Annotated in this window: 25 protein-coding genes; 15 read left to right on the forward strand and 10 right to left on the reverse strand. The window is 73.7% G+C overall.

All coding sequences use genetic code 11. From position 1 onward, the window contains the following. The first annotated feature begins 1 nt into the window (after window position 1). The 4 genes from ACVW2K_RS19555 to ACVW2K_RS19570 are packed head-to-tail and all read left to right on the forward strand — an operon-like array spanning window position 2 to window position 2,223. Entirely contained in the window at window positions 2–526 is a 525-nt protein-coding gene (locus ACVW2K_RS19555) for a SigE family RNA polymerase sigma factor (protein WP_457203640.1), read from the forward strand. Then, window positions 526–1,137 (forward strand): hypothetical protein, encoded by a 612-nt coding sequence (locus tag ACVW2K_RS19560; protein WP_457203641.1) that lies wholly within the window; start codon window positions 526–528, stop codon window positions 1,135–1,137. The genes ACVW2K_RS19555 and ACVW2K_RS19560 overlap by 1 nt, the downstream gene beginning before the upstream one ends. A gap of 20 nt (window positions 1,138–1,157) precedes the next feature. Beyond that, window positions 1,158–1,997: a 3-methyladenine DNA glycosylase gene (locus tag ACVW2K_RS19565; protein ID WP_457203642.1), complete on the forward strand. Its 840-nt coding sequence runs from the start codon at window positions 1,158–1,160 to the stop codon at window positions 1,995–1,997. Window positions 1,998–2,043: 46 nt separating this feature from the next. Further along, on the forward strand, window positions 2,044–2,223 hold the full coding sequence (locus ACVW2K_RS19570) for a DUF6767 domain-containing protein (protein WP_457203643.1): 180 nt from the start codon (window positions 2,044–2,046) through the stop codon (window positions 2,221–2,223). 18 nt (window positions 2,224–2,241) lie between these two features. Here the strand turns inward: ACVW2K_RS19570 and ACVW2K_RS19575 are convergent, their stop codons facing one another. Next, window positions 2,242–2,943 carry a hypothetical protein gene (locus tag ACVW2K_RS19575; RefSeq protein WP_457203644.1) on the reverse strand — a complete coding sequence of 234 codons (702 nt, stop codon included), beginning with the start codon at window positions 2,941–2,943 and terminating at the stop codon, window positions 2,242–2,244. A gap of 46 nt (window positions 2,944–2,989) precedes the next feature. Between ACVW2K_RS19575 and ACVW2K_RS19580 the strand changes: the two genes are divergently transcribed. From ACVW2K_RS19580 to ACVW2K_RS19595, 4 genes are read left to right on the forward strand one after another with little or no spacing between them, the layout of a single operon-like run. Beyond that, on the forward strand, window positions 2,990–3,508 hold the full coding sequence (locus ACVW2K_RS19580; RefSeq protein ID WP_457203645.1) for a 2'-5' RNA ligase family protein: 519 nt from the start codon (window positions 2,990–2,992) through the stop codon (window positions 3,506–3,508). Window positions 3,509–3,512: 4 nt separating this feature from the next. Further along, window positions 3,513–4,073, forward strand: a complete 561-nt coding sequence (locus ACVW2K_RS19585) for a M23 family metallopeptidase (RefSeq protein ID WP_457203646.1) — start codon at window positions 3,513–3,515, stop codon at window positions 4,071–4,073. After that, window positions 4,070–4,336, forward strand: a complete 267-nt coding sequence (locus ACVW2K_RS19590; protein ID WP_028636186.1) for a DUF2087 domain-containing protein — start codon at window positions 4,070–4,072, stop codon at window positions 4,334–4,336. Before ACVW2K_RS19585 ends, ACVW2K_RS19590 begins: the two co-directional genes overlap by 4 nt. Further along, window positions 4,329–4,913, forward strand: a complete 585-nt coding sequence (locus tag ACVW2K_RS19595; RefSeq protein WP_457203647.1) for a pentapeptide repeat-containing protein — start codon at window positions 4,329–4,331, stop codon at window positions 4,911–4,913. The genes ACVW2K_RS19590 and ACVW2K_RS19595 overlap by 8 nt, the downstream gene beginning before the upstream one ends. Here the strand turns inward: ACVW2K_RS19595 and ACVW2K_RS19600 are convergent. Next, window positions 4,910–5,347, reverse strand: coding sequence for an iron chaperone (locus ACVW2K_RS19600; RefSeq protein ID WP_457203648.1), 438 nt, complete (start codon window positions 5,345–5,347; stop codon window positions 4,910–4,912). The genes ACVW2K_RS19595 and ACVW2K_RS19600 overlap by 4 nt on opposite strands. A 10-nt stretch (window positions 5,348–5,357) precedes the next feature. After that, on the reverse strand, window positions 5,358–5,963 hold the full coding sequence (locus ACVW2K_RS19605) for a TetR/AcrR family transcriptional regulator C-terminal domain-containing protein (RefSeq protein WP_457203649.1): 606 nt from the start codon (window positions 5,961–5,963) through the stop codon (window positions 5,358–5,360). Between the two features lie 87 nt (window positions 5,964–6,050). Between ACVW2K_RS19605 and bioB the strand changes: the two genes are divergently transcribed. The 4 genes from bioB to bioD are packed head-to-tail and all read left to right on the forward strand — an operon-like array spanning window position 6,051 to window position 10,196. Further along, on the forward strand, window positions 6,051–7,118 hold the full coding sequence (gene bioB / locus ACVW2K_RS19610; protein ID WP_457203650.1) for a biotin synthase BioB: 1,068 nt from the start codon (window positions 6,051–6,053) through the stop codon (window positions 7,116–7,118). Between the two features lie 11 nt (window positions 7,119–7,129). After that, window positions 7,130–8,410 carry an adenosylmethionine--8-amino-7-oxononanoate transaminase gene (locus tag ACVW2K_RS19615; RefSeq protein WP_457203651.1) on the forward strand — a complete coding sequence of 427 codons (1,281 nt, stop codon included), beginning with the start codon at window positions 7,130–7,132 and terminating at the stop codon, window positions 8,408–8,410. Further along, window positions 8,407–9,528: an 8-amino-7-oxononanoate synthase gene (locus ACVW2K_RS19620; RefSeq protein WP_457203652.1), complete on the forward strand. Its 1,122-nt coding sequence runs from the start codon at window positions 8,407–8,409 to the stop codon at window positions 9,526–9,528. The genes ACVW2K_RS19615 and ACVW2K_RS19620 overlap by 4 nt, the downstream gene beginning before the upstream one ends. Further along, window positions 9,525–10,196 (forward strand): dethiobiotin synthase, encoded by a 672-nt coding sequence (gene bioD / locus ACVW2K_RS19625; protein WP_457203653.1) that lies wholly within the window; start codon window positions 9,525–9,527, stop codon window positions 10,194–10,196. The genes ACVW2K_RS19620 and bioD overlap by 4 nt, the downstream gene beginning before the upstream one ends. Here the strand turns inward: bioD and ACVW2K_RS19630 are convergent. After that, window positions 10,172–10,579 carry an MmcQ/YjbR family DNA-binding protein gene (locus ACVW2K_RS19630; protein WP_457203654.1) on the reverse strand — a complete coding sequence of 136 codons (408 nt, stop codon included), beginning with the start codon at window positions 10,577–10,579 and terminating at the stop codon, window positions 10,172–10,174. The two genes, bioD and ACVW2K_RS19630, sit on opposite strands and share 25 nt — an antisense overlap. A 17-nt stretch (window positions 10,580–10,596) precedes the next feature. Between ACVW2K_RS19630 and ACVW2K_RS19635 the strand changes: the two genes are divergently transcribed. Beyond that, window positions 10,597–11,265 (forward strand): alpha/beta fold hydrolase, encoded by a 669-nt coding sequence (locus tag ACVW2K_RS19635; RefSeq protein WP_457203655.1) that lies wholly within the window; start codon window positions 10,597–10,599, stop codon window positions 11,263–11,265. On the opposite strand, the gene ACVW2K_RS19640 is transcribed toward ACVW2K_RS19635, so the two are convergent. Continuing rightward, window positions 11,253–11,909, reverse strand: coding sequence for an SDR family oxidoreductase (locus ACVW2K_RS19640; RefSeq protein ID WP_028636193.1), 657 nt, complete (start codon window positions 11,907–11,909; stop codon window positions 11,253–11,255). The two genes, ACVW2K_RS19635 and ACVW2K_RS19640, sit on opposite strands and share 13 nt — an antisense overlap. Before the next feature lie 38 nt (window positions 11,910–11,947). Here ACVW2K_RS19640 and ACVW2K_RS19645 point away from each other — a divergent pair, with 38 nt between their 5' ends. After that, entirely contained in the window at window positions 11,948–12,658 is a 711-nt protein-coding gene (locus ACVW2K_RS19645; protein ID WP_457203656.1) for a class I SAM-dependent methyltransferase, read from the forward strand. A 3-nt stretch (window positions 12,659–12,661) separates the two neighbouring features. On the opposite strand, the gene ACVW2K_RS19650 is transcribed toward ACVW2K_RS19645, so the two are convergent. The 3 genes from ACVW2K_RS19650 to ACVW2K_RS19660 are packed head-to-tail and all read right to left on the reverse strand — an operon-like array spanning window position 12,662 to window position 14,634. Continuing rightward, a complete protein-coding gene (locus tag ACVW2K_RS19650; protein ID WP_457203657.1) occupies window positions 12,662–14,056 on the reverse strand; it encodes an amidase in 1,395 nt (464 codons plus the stop codon). A gap of 25 nt (window positions 14,057–14,081) precedes the next feature. Continuing rightward, on the reverse strand, window positions 14,082–14,378 hold the full coding sequence (locus ACVW2K_RS19655) for an NAD(P)H-dependent oxidoreductase (RefSeq protein ID WP_457203658.1): 297 nt from the start codon (window positions 14,376–14,378) through the stop codon (window positions 14,082–14,084). A 55-nt stretch (window positions 14,379–14,433) separates the two neighbouring features. Beyond that, window positions 14,434–14,634 (reverse strand): NADPH-dependent FMN reductase, encoded by a 201-nt coding sequence (locus ACVW2K_RS19660; RefSeq protein ID WP_457203659.1) that lies wholly within the window; start codon window positions 14,632–14,634, stop codon window positions 14,434–14,436. Window positions 14,635–14,729: 95 nt separating this feature from the next. On the opposite strand from ACVW2K_RS19660, the gene ACVW2K_RS19665 reads away from it, so the two are divergent. Then, on the forward strand, window positions 14,730–15,338 hold the full coding sequence (locus ACVW2K_RS19665) for a TetR/AcrR family transcriptional regulator (protein WP_028636197.1): 609 nt from the start codon (window positions 14,730–14,732) through the stop codon (window positions 15,336–15,338). On the opposite strand, the gene cimA is transcribed toward ACVW2K_RS19665, so the two are convergent. Beyond that, a complete protein-coding gene (gene cimA / locus ACVW2K_RS19670) occupies window positions 15,322–16,917 on the reverse strand; it encodes a citramalate synthase (protein ID WP_457203660.1) in 1,596 nt (531 codons plus the stop codon). The two genes, ACVW2K_RS19665 and cimA, sit on opposite strands and share 17 nt — an antisense overlap. Before the next feature lie 149 nt (window positions 16,918–17,066). Beyond that, on the reverse strand, window positions 17,067–18,635 hold the full coding sequence (locus tag ACVW2K_RS19675) for a serine/threonine-protein kinase (RefSeq protein ID WP_457203661.1): 1,569 nt from the start codon (window positions 18,633–18,635) through the stop codon (window positions 17,067–17,069). Window positions 18,636–18,696 lie beyond the last annotated feature (61 nt).

Below are 18,696 nucleotides of genomic sequence, written 5' to 3' on the forward strand. Positions count from 1 at the left end.
CGTGCGAGACAGCGACCGATCAGCGGAGTTCGTGGCGTTCACCCGCGGCCACCGGGCCGACCTGGTGCGGACGGCGGCACTGCTGTGCGCCGGGGACGAAGCGCTCGGCGAGGACGTCGTGCAGACCACCCTGACCCGCCTGTACCTGGCCTGGCACCGGGTACGCAGGGCGGAGAGCCCGCTCGCGTACGCCCGGACGACGCTCACCCACGTGTTCTTCGACGAGGTCCGCCGGGCGCACCGGCGTCGCGAGACGACCGTCGCGGACCCGGCGCTGGCCGGCGAGCCGGCGTTCGCCCCGGACCCGGACGTCGACCTGCGCGCCGTGGTGCTGGCGGCCCTGGAGTCGCTCGGGCCACGCCAGCGCGCGGTAGTGGTGCTCCGGCACTGGCACGACCTGGACGTCGCCGAGACCGCACGGATCCTCCACTGCTCCACCGGCACCGTGAAGTCGCAGAACGCCCGGGCCCTCGCCCACCTCCGCGACCTGCTCGGCGCCGCCCACCTGACGTCGGAGGTTCCCTGATGACCGAGCACGACCTGAAGCACGTCCTGGGTGTCGCCGCCGCTGCCGAGCGCCGCGACCCCGACCCGCTCGCCGACCTGGCGCGCGCCCACGCCGCCGCGTCCTCACGCCTCCGCCGCCGGGTCCGGGTCGGGCTCGCCGGTGCCGCCGTCGTGACGGTGCTCGGGCTGGGGTCGGGCGCAGTGCTGACCGACTCCCCCGCGCCGGCGCCCGAGCACGTCCGGCTCGTCGCGGCCCGGCTCGACGCGACGCCGTACACCTTCGACCTGACGCCGAAGGGCTGGTCGGTCCAGGCCCAGCAGCCGACGGCGGTCACGATCGCGCCCGACGACGGCTCGACGTCGGACGAGCCGGACGACTTCCGGGGCAAGCTCGTCATCCTGTTCGACGCCAACCCGCCCGACGGCCGGCCGGTGGACCGCGACGGTCGCCGCTTCTGGGTGTCGGGCGACTCGGGGTACACGACGATCGCCACCCGCACCGTCGCGGGCGAACCCGCTGGGGTGGTGCGGATCCAGTACCCGCTCGGAGCCGGGTGGGACGAGCAGTCCATGGTCGCGTTCCTCGCCAGCGTGCACGTAGGACCGGGCGCCCGGCAGGGCCTCGGCTGAGCGACCTACCCTTGGGCGGCGTGGAGGTCCTGGGTCGCGAGGAGTGGGAGCCGCGGGCCGCTGCGCACGCGGCCCGCGTCGACGAGCTCGTGGCGCCGCACCTGGCCCGGCGCGAGGCGCGGGTCAAGCACCCGGTGCACGACTTCCTGTTCACCTACTACTCCCAGCGGCCGGCCCAGCTGCGGCGCTGGCACCCGGGGTACGGCGTCCGGCTGGCCGACGCGCCGCCGTACGCCGGGTTGAAGGGGTACGACGACGGCGCGGTCACCGCGGCGTACGTCGCCTCCCAGCGGCCACTGCTGGTCGCCCTGCGCAGGCTGCTCGCGGCGACGGCGGCCCGGCCGGCGAACTTCGGGTGCTTCGGGATGCACGAGTGGGCGATGGTCTACCGGGCGGACGAGACCAGGCACGACCGGCCGCTGCGGCTCGGTGCCGCGGGCACGGACGCCGTCGTCGACTCCCACCGGATCGCCTGCTCGCACTTCGACGCCTACCGGTTCTTCACGCCGGCCGCCGCGCCGCTCAACTCGCTCTCGCCGTCGTCGTCCGACCGCGACGCCTTCGAGCAGCCGGCCTGTCTGCACGCCGGCATGGACCTCTACAAGCACGCGTTCCGGCTGACCCCGATGGTGAGCTCCGACCTGGTCGCGGACTGCTTCGAGCTGGCCCGCGACATCCGGGTGCTCGACATGCGCGCGGCGCCGTACGACCTGACGGACCTGGGCTTCACGCCGGTGCGCGTCGAGACCGCGGACGGCAAGGCGGCGTACGCCGCGGCGCAGCGCTCCTTCGCCGCGCGCGGCGCACCGCTGCGAGCGCGCCTGGTCGCCGAGTGTGATCGGCTCCTCAGCGTCAGGTGACTTCGGTCCCTAGGGCCAGGGGACCTCGAGTCCTAACGTCGATGACGTGAGGAAGCCCGTCGCGATGTGCCCGGTCCGGCCCGGCGATCCGTGCTCGCTGTGCGTACCCGGTGCCACGGGTCCCGAGGACTGCCCGCTGGTCGCCGAGGTCATGCGCGATCCCGAGCTCCGCGCTCGCCTTGCTGATCTGCGCCGCGATCTCCGACCGTCGAGTCGGGAGGTCTGATTCAACATGGCCCGGGGGTCAGGTGAGGGCGAGGACCAGGGCGTTGGAGAGGGAGGAGAGGGCGAACGCGAGGAGGAAGGCCCAGCCTCCGGTGAGCCGGCGCCGGGGGTCGCGCGGCGGCGGCAGGAGGCCGGTCGGACCACTGAGCAGGAGGTACGCCGTGAGCCCCAGCGGCGTCGCCGCTCCCAGCAGCCAGAACCACGCCCACCGGGTCGCCCGCCACGGCTCCGGCTGCGTGATCAGCAGCAGGAGGGTGGCAACCCCCAGCGCGACGCCCACCGCCATGAACCACCCCGACACCCGCCACCCCAGCACGGTCGAGGTCGCGTGGCCCCACTCGTGGTGGTCGATGGTGAGGCCGGGCTGCAGCTGCGTGAGGGCGGCGTCGACGTCGGGTACGGCGCGGGGATGCGTCCACCGCCGGACGGGCCGCGACTCCCTGACCGTCGTCCGGTAGCGGATGATCCCGTCCCGCCAGCTCACCTCCACGGGTCCGGAGCCCCGGGCATGCGGCGGCAGGCCCGGCGTGGTCGACACCTCGTGCACGTCACCGCTCGAGACGGCGTGCTGGAGGTCGGACCAGGACCCCTCGCGCTCGCCGGTCCCGACGGCGACCGCGAGCACCGCGACCCAGCCGGCGATCAGCGCCCAGCGCCACGCGAGCTCGAGCCGGGAGCGGACCCGGCTCTTCGGGAGCTCGTCCGAGGCCGTGGTCGTCACGCCGGGGAGTGTAGGTCGGGGACGGCCGCCCTGACAGGATCGCCGCGTGCATCCCGGCCACTCCGTGCTCCAGGTGCCGGTGCCGCCGCTGGAGGAGTTCGTCCGCGGCCGCACCGCGCACTACGACCCGTCGTACCTCGGCGCGGCCGGGTTCGGACACGCGCACGTCACCGCCCTCGGACCGTTCACGGACGAGCTGACCGCGGACGTCGAGCGACGGCTGGCCGCGATCGCCGCGGAGACCGAGCCGTTCGGCTTCGTGCTGGAGCGGATCGGGCGGTTCGACGACGGCACGCTGCACCTGGTGCCGGAGCCGGACGAGGGGTTCCGGAAGCTGACCGCGCGGCTGGTCGCGGAGTTCCCGGGCTTCCCGCCGTACGCCGGGGCGTACGACGAGGTCTTCCCGCACCTCACGCTCGACCGGCTGTCCGACGACGTGACGGTCGAGTCGACGCTGGCGCTGCTGGACGGCGTGCTTCCCGCGCACTGCCGGGCGGCGCGGCTCGACCTCGCCTGGTACGAGCCGCGTCGCACCCGCCTCGTCACGTCCTGGCCGTTAGGTTGAGCGCATGCGTCGTCTCGGAGCGATCGTCCTCACCGTGCTGATCGCGGCCGGGCTGGCCGCACCCGCCCGCGGGGCCGACCCCCGCTGGGTCTTCTACACCAAGGACCGGACCTACTACACGTCCCCGTGGTTCCAGGGCGCGCACCGGATCATGGTGCCGTTCGGCTGCACCGCGGCGCCCTACTACTCCCCCGACCCGCGCTGCCGGGACCACCACGGGTTCCACCACGGGATGGACATCGCGATGCCCTGCGGGACCCCCTTGTACGCCGCGGTCCGGGTCCGCGTCGTCCCGAACGACTCGCTCGGCCCGGCGTACGGCGACAACCCGGTGCTGCTGCGCAACCGCAAGAAGCACTTCGACCTGGTGATCGGGCACACGAAGAAGGTGTACGTGCGGGAGGGCGACATGGTCGCGAAGGGGACGATGTTCGCGCGCGCCAACGACCGCGGCGCGCCGGACGGCTGCCACCTGCACTTCGAGGAGCGTTCGGTCGGAGGTGGGCTGTCGACCGCCGGGTGGCCGCGCGCGCTGCTGCGCCTGACGCCGCGGGACCGGTCGTGACCGAGAAGGTGCTCAAGGCGTTCTTCGACGAGGACGGGACCCTGCACACGATCCCGAGCAAGCACGCCAAGCTGCTGGTCGTGCTCGACCGGCTCGCGCAGCAGTTCGAGCCCGGCCGGCGCTACGAGGAGGCCGAGGTCAACGTCATCCTCACGCGCGCACACCCCGACTACGCGGCCCTGCGGCGGTACCTGGTCGAGAACGGCTTCCTCACCCGCGAGGCCGGGGTCTACTGGCGCAGCGGCGGGACGTTCGATGTCTGAGGAGGTCCGCGACCAGGACTGGTACGGCGAGGACCTCGGCGCGGTCGTCCACTCCGACGTCGTGTTCACCGACGTCGACCTCAGCGAGGTGATCACGAAGGGCGCGACGTTCGAGCGCTGCGTGTTCCACAACTGCCGGTTCAACGCGTCCACCCACGTCGCCACGGCGTTCGTGTCCTGCGACTTCCGGCGCTGCAACTTCTTCGACGCGATCCTCGACGGCTGCAAGCTGACCGGCTCGGAGTTCAGCGAGTGCACGCTGCGGCCGATCGCGGTGCGCGGCGGCCAGTGGCGCGGGGTCAGCATGCGCCGCGCGACGCTGACCCGGCTCGAGCTCGACGGCGTCGACCTCCGCGAGGCGGACCTGTCGATGTCCGACCTGTCCGGCACATCCCTGCGCGGGGCGAACCTCGGGGGCGCGACCCTCCGCGAGACGAACCTGGCCGAGGCGGACCTGCGCGGCGCCCTCCTGGACGGCGTCGACCTCTCGACCGCGCGGCTGCGCCGGACCAGGCTCGACCTGGTCGGCGCCGTGCTGCTCGCCGAGGTGCACGGCGCGGTGGTCGAGGCCGGTTAGCCGGCCGCCTGCTCGACCAGCCGCTCGATCCGCCTCGCCTCGTCGTCGCCGACCCGGAGCAGGGCGTACTCGGTCGGCCACATGTTGCCGTCGTCCAGCAGCGCGGGGTCGTTGAAGCCGAGGTTGGAGTACCGGTTGCCGAACTTCGACGCCGGCTTGAAGAAGCAGACGACCTTGCCGTCGCTGGCCCAGGCGGGCATGCCGTACCAGGTCTTCGGGTCGAGCTGCGGCGCGACCCGGGTGACGATCGCGTGGATGCGCTCGGCCATCACCCGCTCGTCGTCGGGCATCTCCGCGACCTTGGCCAGCAGCGCCTCGAGGTCGTCGGCCTTCTTGGCGCCCTTCCTGCCCTCGGCCTTGAGCTCCTCCGCGCGGGCCTTCATGGCGGCCCGCTCGGCCTCGGTGAATCCGGTGTTCTTCGTCGTCGTGGTCATGACGACAACGCTACGGACGGCGTACGCCGAGGTGCTTCTCGATTCCTGACCGATCGCCGACCCGATCGCCGACCCGCTGCCGGATCCCGTCGACGACGATGCCGAGCCCCGTGGCGAAGTCGGACTCCGGGCGAGGGTCGCCGTCGATCGCGCCAGCGCTGCCGGCCTGGAGGTGGGTCTGCTCGTCACCGACGTGGCCGAAGACGTAGTGCAGGAGGGTGCGGGCCGCCGTGCCGGCCAGCGCCCGGTCGAGACCGGCGTCGCGACACGCAGCGACCAGTTCCTCCCCCGGTGCCGTGGCGCCGAGCCCGAAGGCGTGCACGGTCGCGACGACCTCGGCACCGTCGCGGTAGGCGAGCATTGCCTCGCGCAGCTCCGTGCAGACGACGGTGGCGCGGTCGTCCCAGGTCTCCGGACGCGGGCCGTGGGGGCCGCGCGCGAGGATCTCGTCGGCCACCGCCGCGAGCAGCGACTGCTTGTTGGCGAAGTGGTGGTAGAGCGCGCTGGGCTGCACGCCGAGCTCCGCACCGAGACGACGCATGGTGAGGTCCGCGAGCCCGTAGGCGTCGAGGACGCCGAGCGCGTGCTCGACGACGTCGGCCCGGCGGTGGCCCATCGCACACTCCCCTTCACGTTGACCGCGAATCAGCCGAACCCTAACCTGAACACCGTTCACCTGACCACCGCTCTGCCGGGAGTGCCCATGACCACGTCGTTCGACCACCTCGCCACCAGCATCCTCGACGGGAAGCCGGCGACCGAGGACGACGCGCTCGCGGTGCTGCGTGCGCAGGACGACGAGCTCCTCGACGTCGTGGCGGCGGCCGGGCGCCTGCGCCGCGAGTTCTTCGGCAACACCGTCAAGGTCAACTACCTCGTCAACCTCAAGTCGGGGCTGTGCCCCGAGAACTGCAACTACTGCTCCCAGGCGCTCGGGTCGACGGCCGACATCCTCAAGTACAAGTGGCTCGACACCGAGCAGGCGCTGGAGCAGGCGTCCGCGGGCCTGCGTGGCGGCGCCACCCGCGTCTGCATGGTCTCGAGCGGCCGCGGACCCACCAACAAGGACGTCGAGCGCGTCGCCGACATGGTCGGCACCATCAAGGCGGAGCACCCCGACGTCGAGATCTGCGCGTGCCTCGGCCTGCTCAAGGACGGTCAGGCCGAGCGGCTGCGCGAGGCCGGCGTCGACGCCTACAACCACAACATCAACACCGCCGAGTCCCACCACGACACCATCGTGCAGACGCACACGTACGCCGACCGGGTCGACACCGTGGGCAAGGCGAAGACCGCCGGGCTGTCGGCGTGCAGCGGCCTCATCGCCGGCCTGGGCGAGACCGACGAGCAGCTCGTCGAGGCGCTCTTCGCGCTCCGCGACCTCGGGTCCGACTCGATCCCGGTCAACTTCCTGATGCCGTTCGACGGCACGCCGTACGAGAACACCTGGGAGCTGTCCCCGACCCGCTGCGTCAAGATCCTGGCGATGGCCCGGTTCGTGTGCCCCGACCGGGAGATCCGGATCGCCGCCGGGCGGGAGATGCACCTGCGGTCGCTCCAGGCCCTCGCCCTGAACGTCGCCAACTCGATCTTCCTCGGTGACTACCTGACCTCCGAGGGGCAGGATGCCGCAGCGGACCTCGAGCTCATCCACGACAACGGCTTCGTGGTGCTCGGCGCCGACGAGGACCCCCGGCCGCTGCACACCGGGGGCCACGACCCGGCCAAGCGCCGCCGCGGCGCCGGCACCGCCGTGGCCCCGAACTCCTGACCCGGCTGCGCATGCTCTCCACGCACGACGACCTCCTCTCCTTCGACCGGGCCCACGTCTGGCACCCGTACACGTCGATGACCGACCCGACGCCGGTGCGCCGGGTGACCGCCGCGTCCGGGACCCGGCTGACCCTCGACGACGGCACCGAGCTGGTGGACGGCATGTCCTCGTGGTGGGCCGCGATCCACGGGTACCGGCACCCGCGACTGGACGCGGCACTGCGCGCCCAGGTCGGCGAGTTCGCGCACGTGATGTTCGGCGGGCTCACCCACGGACCTGCCGTCCGGCTCGCCGAGCGGCTCGTCGAGCTCGCCCCCGACGGGCTCGAGCACGTGTTCCTCGCGGACTCGGGATCGGTCAGCGTCGAGGTGGCGCTGAAGATGGTGCTGCAGTACCAGCGGGGCGCCGGGCGGCCCGAGCGCACCCGGATGCTGACGGTCCGCGGCGGCTACCACGGCGACACGTTCGGCTGCATGAGCGTGTGCGACCCGGTGGGAGGCATGCACTCGATGTTCGCGGGTGTGCTCCCCCAGCAGGTGTTCGCGCCACAGCCGCCGGCGGACGAGGCCGGCGTCCCGGCCTGGGCGAGCGCCTTCGAGGCGCTCGCCGGGCAGCACGCCAGTGAGCTCGCGGGGATCATCGTCGAGCCGCTCCTCCAGGGTGCGGGCGGCATGTGGACCTACCCGGCCGAGTGCCTGCGCGTGATGCGCGCGGTCGCCGACCGGCACGACCTGGTGCTCGTGTTCGACGAGATCGCCACCGGCTTCGGCCGCACCGGGACGCTGTTCGCCGCCGACGCGGCCGGCGTCTCCCCCGACGTGATGTGCGTCGGCAAGGCGCTGACCGGCGGCTACCTGACCCTCGCCGCGGCGTTGTGCACGACGCGGGTGGCCGAGGGGCTCTCGCGGTCCGAGAGCGGTGTCCTCATGCACGGGCCGACGTACATGGGCAATCCCCTCGCCTGCGCCGTCGCCCTCGCCTCGCTCGACCTGCTGGTCGAGAACGACTGGCGGTCCCAGGTCGCCCGGGTCGGCGCGGGGCTCGCGGCCGGCCTGGAGCCGGTCGGGCGACAGGCCGGTGTCGCCGACGTCCGCACCATCGGCGCCGTCGGCGTCGTGCAGCTCGACCACCCGGTCGACGTGGTGAAGGCGACCGGGGCGGCGATCGAGCACGGCGTCTGGCTGCGGCCGTTCCGCGACCTCGTCTACACGATGCCGCCGTACGTCTCGACCGACGACGACGTGGCGCGCATCTGTGCCGCCGTCGAGGCAGCGGCGGTGGTCGCGTGAGCTGGCACGAGTGGCTCGCGGCCCAGGCGGCCGCCCGCGAGGAGGCCGGGCTGACCCGGCGGCTCGTCGTACGACCCGCCGACGACCCGGTCCTCGACCTCGCCGGCAACGACTACCTGGGCCTCGCCCGCCACCCCGAGGTGATCGCCGGGGCAGAAGCGGCCGCGCGCACGTACGGCGCCGGTGCGGGCGCGTCGCGCCTGGTGAGCGGCACGCTCCAGATCCACGCGACCCTCGAGCGCGAGCTGGCGGCGTACACCGGACAGCCCGCCGCGCTGGTGCTCTCGACCGGCTACCACGCGAACCTGTCGGTCGTCACCGCGCTCGCCGACCGTTCAGCGCTGGTCGTCTCCGATGCCCACATCCACGCCTCGCTGGTCGACGCGGTCCGGCTCTCGCGGGCGCGCCTGGTGGTCAACCCGCACAACGACGTCGCCGCCGTGGAGGCCGCACTCGCCGCCGCGCCGGGCGAGCGGGCGCTGGTGCTCGCGGAGTCGGTCTACTCGGTGCTCAGCGACGCAGCGCCGCTGGCCGAGCTGGCCGAGGTGTGCGCGACGTACGGCGCCCTCCTGGTCGTCGACGAGGCGCACGGCCTCGGCGTGCACGGCCCAGGCCTGGTCGCCGCCGCCGGGCTGGCCGGAGCGCCGCACGTCGTGGTGACCGCGACCCTCTCCAAGTCGCTGGGCAGCCAGGGGGGCGCCGTGCTCGGCCCGCCGGCTCTGCTCGACCACCTGGTCAACCGGGCCCGCCCGTTCATCTTCGACACCGGGCTGGCGCCGGCCGCGGCCGGCGCCGCGCTCGCCGCGCTGCGGGTCCTGACCGCGACGCCGGAGCTCTCGAGCCGGGTACGGCACCGGGTCGCCGACCTCGCCGCGGCCCTCGGCGTCGAGCCACCGACCGGAGCCGTGCTCTCGGTGCCGATGCCCTCGCCGCGGGGGGCGCTGGCGGCGCAGGCCGCCGCGCTCGAGCAGGGCGTGCGGGTCGGCTGCTTCCGGCCGCCGTCGGTGCCGGACGGCGTCTCCCGCCTGCGGATCACGGCCTCGGCCGGGCCGTCGGACGAGCAGTGGGCGCGGGCCACCGAGGTGCTGGTCGCCGTCGTGAAGGAGTTCCGCGCGTGACCGGACGCGTCGTGGTCGTCACCGGTACGTCCACCGGCGTCGGCAAGACGGTCGCCACCGCGGCCCTCGCCCAGCGGTATGCCGACCGCGGCTCGGTCGTGGTCGTGAAGCCCGTGCAGACCGGCGTCGTCGACGGCGACTCGGACGCCGAGGAGGTGCACCGGCTGACCGGGTGCGCCGTGCAGGAGTACACGACGCTGGACGACCCGCTCGCCCCGGACACCGCTGCCCGCCGGCAGGGCGTCGCGATCCCACCGGTCGCGGAGTACGCCGACCGGATCCGGGCGCTCGCCGAGCTCCATGACACCGTCGTCGTCGAGGGCGCGGGCGGCCTGCTGGTCCGCCTCGACGCCGACGGCGGGACGCTGCTCGACCTCGCGGCCGAGCTCGCGAAGTCCGTCCCGCTCGACCTGGTGGTCGTCGTGGGCCCGCAGCTCGGCACCCTCAACCACGCCGAGCTGACCGTCGCCGCCGTACGCGCCCGGGGCCTGGAGCCGGCCGGCCTCGTCATCGGTGCGTGGCCGGCCGAGCCCGGGCTGGCGGAGCGGTGCAACGCCGAGGACCTCCCCCACCACACGGGTCTGCCCGTGCTCGCGACGATCCCGGTCGGCGTCGGCGCGCTCGACCGCGACCAGTTCCTGGCTCAGGCGCCGGCCTGGTTCTCCTGAAGCCAGAGCCGGCCACGCGTCTTCGAGGCTCGTGACAGCCAGGCGTCCTGGATGATCTCGGCGAGCTCCTCGCGGCTGATCTCGTCGAGCCGGCTCGCGCGGACGAGCACCGACGGGTGGCCGTCGAAGTGCGGCGTGGTGAAGAACGGGCTCGACTCGTCCTGGACCAGCGCCTCCTTCTCCTCCGGCGGGCACCAGAGCACGATCACGTCGTCATACCGCTCCCCGGTCTCGGGATCGAACGCGTCCGGACGGGGCGTCCGGAAGAACACGAACGACTTCCCGCCGACCTGGTAGACGGGATTCTGTGCCCGCTCGCCGCGGACGACGGTGACGTGGGGCATCGCCAGCGCGAGCGCGTGCACGTCCTCGACCGTGGCCACCCGGCTACCGTAGCCGCGTGCGAGTCGCCGCGAACGGGATCGAGCTGGACGTCCGCGTCTCCGGCTCCGGACCGCCGCTCGTCCTCCTGCACGCACTCGGCGAGACGTCAGCGGACTGGGACGTGGTGCTGCCTGCGTTCGAGGAGCGCTTCACCGTGCACGCCGTCGACCTGCGCGGCCACGGCGGGTCCGACTGGCCGGGTGCGTACTCACTGGAGCTGATGCGCGACGACGTGCTCGCGCTGCTCGACGCGCTGGACCTGCCGGCCGTCGACCTGGTCGGGCACTCGCTCGGCGGGTTCGTCGCACACCTCGTGGCCCAGCAGGCGCCGTCGCGGGTTCGCCGGCTGGTGCTCGAGGACGTCCCGGCGCCGCTTCCCCGTGAGGTGGCAGCCCCGGTGCGGCCGGACGGCGCGCTGGCGTTCGACTGGGACGTAGTGGTCGGCGTACGTCCCGAGCTCGACGACCCCGACCCGGCCTGGCTCGACGGGCTCGCCCGGATCACCGCCGACACGCTGGTCGTGTGGGGCGGGACCGCGAGTCCGGTGCCGCCGGAGCGGGTCGAGGAGCTGGTACGCCGCGTCCCGTCGGCGTCGATGACGACGATCGAGGCCGGTCACCTGGTGCACGCGAAGGAACCCGCCGCGTTCACCGAGGTCGTGCTCGGCTTCCTTCAGCCCGAGTAGGGCACCTCGGTCCGCCAGCCGTCCTCATCCTGACGGGCCGCGTCCCAGATCGCGTCGGCGACCAGGTCGGGTGTGAAGCGGTCGTCCTGGCCGAGCGTGCCGCGCACCGTCACGGAGACCGCACGGATCCCGTCGTCCACGAGCGTCGCGTCCAGGCTCCGGACGAGGTTGCGGAGGCCGGCCTTCTGCACGCCGAGGGACGCGGCCCGGTGCCACGGCTTGTCGGCCGCCATGCTCCCGGTCGCGGTGACCCGGCCGCCGGCCGACATGAACGGGCGGGCGGCCTGCACCGACGTGAGCAGCGCGCCGACGCCGAGCGTCACGTCCTCGAGCAGCTCGGGCACGGTGAGCTCGAGCGGGTCCTTCTCGCGGAACGCGCTCGGGTTGAAGTGCAGCACGTCGATCCGACCCGTGTGCTCCCCCATCCGCCGGATCGCCGCGGTCGTCGCATCGGCGTCGGTGATGTCGACGACGGCGTGGCCGACCTCGGCGCCGAGCTCCTCGAGCTCCGCCGCCAGCGCCCGGAGCGGCTCCTCCTCGCGACCCAGCAGGCCCACGTCGTACCCCTCGCGCGCGAAGCGTCGAGCCACCGACCCGCTCACGCCGGGACCCGCGGCGACGACCACCAGCACCGGCCTGCTCATGACGCCACCCTAGGCCGCGGCTCGCGTAGGTTGGCGCGGTGCCCTTCTTCGACTTCCTGCGCGACGCCGAGCGCTACGCCTCCACCCCCGGCAGCGTCAAGCGGCTCAACACGCGCCACCGCTACCTGGTCAAGCCGTACGCCGCCGAGCTGGAGGGCAGCTCGGTCCTCGACCTGGCCTCGCACGACGGCCGCTGGTCGTACGCGCTGAGCGCGGCCGGCGCCCGGGAGGTCGTCGGGATCGAGGCGCGCGCCGAGTCCATCGCCGGGTTCGCGGCCTACCCGGACGGCCCGGTCAAGGACCGGATCGGCTTCATCCAGGGCGACGTGTACGAAGAGCTGCCACGGCTGGTCGCGGAGGGACGCCGCTTCGACGTGGTGGCGCTGCTCGGGCTCTTCTACCACGTGATGGACCACTACGGCCTGCTCAAGCTGATCGCCCGGCTCGAGCCCCGGCTGGTCATCGTCGACAGCGAGTTCGCCCTCAGCCCGGACCCGATCGTCCGGCTGATCCGGGAGAAGACCGACAACCGGCTCAACTCCATCGCCCACGTCCCCGACCAGGTGCGGGCACCGGCCGGCATCCCGAGCCGGTCGGCCATGGAGCTGATGGCCGAAACGCTCGGGTACGCCGTGGAGTGGGCCGACTGGGAGACGCTCCCGGAGGGCCGGCGGGCCGGGCTGCGGTCCTACTTCCGGGAGCCGCCGGAGATCAAGCGACGCCACACCTGCGCGCTGCGACCGCTCTGACCGTCACCAGCCGGGCGGCCGGCGGTCCGCCCACGGCGCGGCGGCCTCGACCTGGGCCGAGAGCGAGAGCAGCAGCTCCTCCTCGGCCGGCCGGGCCGCGAGCATCACGCCGACCGGCAGGCCGTCGCCGGTCCAGTGCAGCGGCAGCGAGACCGCCGGCATGCCGGTGACGTTCCACGCCGACGTCCACGGGGTGAACGCCTTCTGCGCCTCGAAGTCCGCCTCCGGATCATCGTCGTCGCGCATCGCACCCACCGGCAGCGGCGGGCTCGCGAGCGTCGGGGTGAGGACGGCGTCGTACGGCGCGAGCGCCTCGAGCGCGCCCGCGGCGTACCGTCGCAGCGCGCCGATGGCGAGCCCGAAGTCCGGGCCGCTCACCGCGCGGCCGCGCGCGGACAGCCACCGGGTCAGCGGTCGCAGCAGGTGCTCCCGCTCGGGCGGTACGACGGCCAGCGCGGTCAGCACCGCCCAGCAGGTCTCGAAGGTGGCGACCGCCTCCCGCGGCAGCGGCACCTCGACGTCGACCACCTCGTGGCCGAGCGACTCCAGCAGCCGGGACGCGTCCTCCCAGGCCCGCACGCACGCGGGGTCGACCGTCGTCTCGGTGATGACGGGGGTGCCGAAGCGCGCCACCCGGAGCCGGCCCGGCTCCCGGTCGCAGGCCGCCAGGAAGCTCTCGGAGGGAGGCGGCGCCCAGGCAGGGTCCCCCACCCCGCGACCGGCGAGTGCGTCGAGCATCGCCGCCGCGTCGCGCACGGTCCGGGCGATCGTCCCGGCCGTCGCCAGGCCCACGGGGTCGCCGTACGTCGGGCGACCGCTGATCCGCCCGCGCGTGGGTTTGAGGCCGACGAGTCCGCAGCAGGAGGCCGGGATCCGGATGGAGCCGCCGCCGTCGGAGCCCTGGGCGAGCGGCACCAGCCCCGCCGCGACGGCCGCGGCGGCCCCGCCGGAGGAGCCGCCGGCCGTGCGCGTCCGGTCCCACGGCGTGACGGCCGGCGGCGCGACGTCCGGCTCGGTGTAGCAGGGCGAGCCGAACTCCGGGGTGTTGGTCTTGCCGAGGCTGACCGTCCCGGCCGCCTCGAGCGCCAGCGTGACGCCGTCCGACACGTCGGGCACGAAGTCGGCGAACGCCGCCGACCCGAAGGTCGTGCGCACGCCCGCGGTGAGGTTGAGGTCCTTGATCGCGGTCGGCACGCCGAACAGCGGTGACCCGTCGGGCGAGCCGAGTGCGTCCGCCCGCGCCCGGGCCAGGTCGGGCGTGAGCGTGACGAACGCGCCGACCGAGTCGAGCCGGTCGGCGCGTTCGAGGTAGTGGTCGACGAGCTCGCGCGGCGACACCTCGCCGCGGCGCACGAGCGCGCCCTGCTCCAGCGCGGTCAGGTCATGGAGTTCGGCCACGACCCGACCGTAGCCGGACCCGGGGTCAGGCCGCGGCGGTCGCGGGGTCGTACTCGACCAGGGTCTGCACCGCGCGGGTGAGCCGGCCGATCACGTCGGGGTCGGTCAGCACGTCGACCTCGATGGCCGACTGCGAGACGGTGACGTCCTCGACGACGGTCGCGCCGGCGATGCGCGCCGATCGGGCGGTGTCCTCGTGCGCCCACTTGCCGCCGAACGGCGTCGGGGTCGCGCCCACCACGCCGAACGGCTTGCCGACGATGGCGCCCGCGCCGTACGGACGGGACAGCCAGTCGATCGCGTTGTTGAGCACCGCCGGCATGGTGCCGTTGTACTCGGGCGTGACCGCGAGGACGCGGTCGGCGCTGCCGACCCGCTCACGCAGGGCGGCCGCGGAGGGCGGGCACGTCGCTCGGGTTGTCGATGTCCTCGTTGTAGAACGGGATCTGGCCCAGGCCGTCGACGATGTCGACGGTGACGCCCTCGGGCGCCTGCTCGGCGAGGAGCTCGGCCAGCTTGCGGTTGACGGAGTCCGTCCGGAGGCTGCCGACCAGGACGGCGATGGTGGTTTCGGTCATGGTCCCAAAACGGACCACGGTCCGGTTTCATTCCCGCCGCGACCCGGCGATTTCGCGAGCGCTGCATCACGGCTCTCACTAGGGTGAACGCCGACATGTCCGAGCCGTCCCGGGAGCCCCAGCTGCTGCCCCTCCTCGGCGCTCCCCCGGCGGAGCGCCGCGACGCGGCGCGCAACCGGGAGCGGCTGCTGGACGCCGCGAAGGAGCTGGTCGAGCGGTGCGGCGCGGCCGCGACCACCATGGACGCGGTCGCCGCGGCCGCCGGGGTCGGGAAGGGGACGGTCTTCCGCCGCTTCGAGTCCCGTGAGGGCCTGATGGCCGCGATCCTCGACCACTCCGAGAGCGAGTGGCAGGCGCAGGTGATGTCCGGCGAGCCGCCGCTCGGCCCGGGCGCCGACCCGTGGGACCGGCTGCTCGCCTTCGGCCGCACCCGCCTCGAGACCACGCTCCTGCACGCCGAGCTGATCCGCGAGGCCGGGCGGTCGGGCGCGCGGGCCTCGGGCGCGTACTCGTTCACGGCGACGCACGTGCGGTACCTGCTGAGCCAGCTCCAGGTGGACGGGGACGTGCCGCTCCTGGCCGTGGCGCTGCTGGCGCCCCTCGAGCTGCCGATCCTCGAGCAGGTGAGCCTCGACGGGTTCCCGGTGGACCGGGTCTACCACGGCTGGGTGGACCTGGCCCGCAGGATCACGCGCCGCCCGTAGCCGCCTCCTGGCGGCGCAGGCCGAAGGTCATGCCGTCGACGAGCGCTCCCCACGACGCCTCGATGACGTTGGCGCCGACGCCGACGGTCACCCAGGACGACTCGCCGTCGCTGGTCTCGATCAGCACCCGGGTGATCGCGTCCGTGCCGTGGCCCTGGTCGAGGATGCGCACCTTGTAGTCGATGAGCTCGAACTTCGCGACCTCCGGGTACGCCCGCTCGATCGCGTGCCGCAGCGCCTGGTCCAGCGCGTTGACCGGGCCGTTGCCCTCACCCGTCACGACGTGCCGCACGTCGGCGGCCCTCAGCTTCACCGTCGCCTCGGACAGCGCGTCCTCGCCCGGGCGGGTCTCGGTGATCACCCGCCAGGACTCGACCTCGAAGTACGCCGGGCGCGCGCCCTCGACCTCCTCGACGAGGAGCAGCTCGAACGACGCGTCGGCCGCCTCGAACGTGTAGCCCCGGCTCTCGAGCACCTTGACCCGGTCGGTGATCCGGGTGACGAGCTCCCGGTCGCCCGAGAGGTCGAACCCGAGCTCGCGGCCCTTGAGCTCGATCGAGGCCCGGCCGGCCATGTCGGACACGAGCAGCCGCATGTCGTTGCCGACGCCGCCCGGGTCCATGTGCTGGTAGAGGTCGGGGTCGACCTTGATCGCGCTCGCGTGCAGGCCGGCCTTGTGGGTGAACGCCGAGGCCCCGACGTACGGCTGCCGCGACGCCGGCGGGAAGTTGGTGACCTCCGCGACCGCGTGCGCGATCCGGGTCGCCTCGCCGAGCAGCCCCTGGGGCAGCACCTCGCGGCCCAGCTTGAGCTCGAGGTTCGCCACGACCGAGACGAGGTCGGCGTTGCCGGTGCGCTCGCCGTACCCGTTGATCGTGCCCTGCACGTGCGTCGCCCCGGCGTCGACGGCGGCGAGCGTGTTCGCCACGGCACAGCCGGTGTCGTTGTGGCAGTGGATCCCGACCCGCACCTGCGCGCTCTCGCGGACGTCGTGGACCACGTCGGCCACCCAGCCGGGCAGCATGCCGCCGTTGGTGTCGCAGAGGGCGACCACCTCGGCGCCGGCATCGTACGCCGTGCGCAGCACCTCGAGCGCGTAGTCGCGGTTCGCGCGGTACCCGTCGAAGAAGTGCTCGGCGTCGAGGAACACGGTCTGCCCCTCGGCGCGGAGGTGGCTGACGGTGTCGCGGATCATCTCGAGGTTCTCCTCGAGGGTGGTGCGCAGGGCGAGCTCGACGTGCCGGTCGTGGGACTTCGCGACCAGCGTGACGACGCCGGCTCCGCTGTCGCGCAGCGCCGCGACCAGCGGGTCGTCGGCGGCCTTGACGCCCGCGCGCCGGGTGGCGCCGAACGCCGCGAGCCGCGCGTGGCGCAGGTCCAGCTCGTCCGCGGCCCGGCGGAAGAACTCGGTGTCCTTGGGGTTCGCGCCCGGCCAGCCGCCCTCGATGTACCCGACCCCGAGGCCGTCGAGCTGGCGCGCGATGGACAGCTTGTCGGCGACCGAGAGGTTGAGGCCCTCCTGCTGCGCGCCGTCGCGCAGGGTGGTGTCGTAGACGTGGAACGCGCCGTGGAGATCCATCGGGCTCTCTCTCGTACAGGTTTCGGACACAAAAAAACCTCTCGGGGTACGAGAGGTCGGCGCGCCGGGTGCTCCACTCGGGAGCTCGGCGCGCTAGGAAATGATGATCTGCTGGTGCTGCACGTGCCCATCGTGCCACGGCGACCGGATCACGGACGCGGCATCTCGGCATGCGGGCGGTCGTTCGCGGGCGTCCACGTCGCGCCGGCGAGGTCCGCGCGGAAGCCCAGCACCGCGGCGACCGCGAGGACCACGAGCAGCGCGACCGTCCACCGCCGGACGTCGGCGGCGAGCGGGTTCACGACCCGCCCGACCGGTCCGCGCACCCGGGACCCACCGGGTCCGAGCCACAGGGAGACGGCGAGCACGACGCCGCACACGAACAGCGCGAGGCCCAGGCCGGTCGCGATCGCGTAGCAGATCAGGGCCGCTGCGACCGCCAGCCCGAGGCTCCACAGGGCGAGCAGCACCGCACCCGGGACGGACTGCACGAGGTGCCAGGGTGCGGCGACCAGCAGCTGCACACCGTCGTACCACTTGCGGCCGCGGTACTCCCGGCGCTGGTCCCGCGCCGACGCGGCGAGCGAGCCGCTCCGCAGCAGCCAGGCCAGGACCAGCATCAGCGCGGTCGTGAGCCAGGGGTACGCCGCGCACCCGGCGCCGCACACCAGCGCGATCCCGGACAGCAGCACGCCCCGGCGGAACCGCTCGGCGGCCGGGACCTTCGCCACCGGCGGCTGGTACGACGTCAGTGCGAGCGTGAGCGGCTCCGCGGTCTCGTGGCCCGGCCAGACGTCGGTCTCGTCGTCGGCCGCCGCCTGGGCGGCGAGTGCGAGCGGGACGGTGTACGGGTCGTGCGGCGGCGCGCTGGGCGGCGGGGCCGCCGGCCGCTCGCCGCGACGGGTGGTCAGGGGTCGCAACCAGGTGAGCAGCTGGTCGAGCGTGGGGCGGTTCCGCGGCTCCGGGTCGAGGGCGGCCGCGACCACCTGGCGCAGGTCGTGGGGCAGGCCGTCGAGGTCGAACTGGCCGCGCCGGACGCGGTCCATGATCGCCATCGCGGGGCCGCGGCCGAACGGCGGGTGGCCGGTGCCGGCGTACGCCACCGTCGCCGCCCACGAGTGCACGTCCGAGGCGGGGATCGCGTCCTCGCCGTACAGGATCTCGGGCGCGAGGTAGCCCGGTGTGCCGAGCAGCCAGCCGGTGTGGGTCAGCTTCGGGTCGTCGGCGACGCGGGCCAGGCCGAAGTCGATGAGGATGGGCGTCCGACCCTCCATCAGCACGTTCGAGGGCTTCACGTCGCGGTGCAGGACGCCGACGGAGTGCACCGAGGCCACCCCCTCGGCGAGGCAGCCCGCCAGCCAGTAAAGATCGTCGCCCTCGATCGCCCCATCCTCGACCACCAGGTCGTGGAGCGACAGGCCGGGCACGTAGCGGGTGGCGACGTACGGGACCTCCGCCCAGGGGTCGGCGTCCACGATCTCGGCCACCCACTGGCTCCGGATCCGCTGCAGGGACCCGACCTCACGCTCGAGCCTCCGGCGCGCCTCCTGGTCGCCGACGATGTGCGGGCGCAACACCTTGAGCGCCACCCGCTGGCCCGCCGGGCCACGCCGGGCCAGGTGCACGACACCCATGCCCCCCTCGCCGAGCCGGGCCAGCAGGGTGTAGCCGCCCACCGTGCTGGCGGACGGCCCCTCGGCCGGCGGAGACGTCGTCACGCGCCGAGGCTACCCGCGCGGCGGGTCGCGATCAGGTAGGCGGCACCCCCTGCCCGCGGCG

It is taken from the genome of Nocardioides sp. HB32 (genome assembly GCF_054058995.1).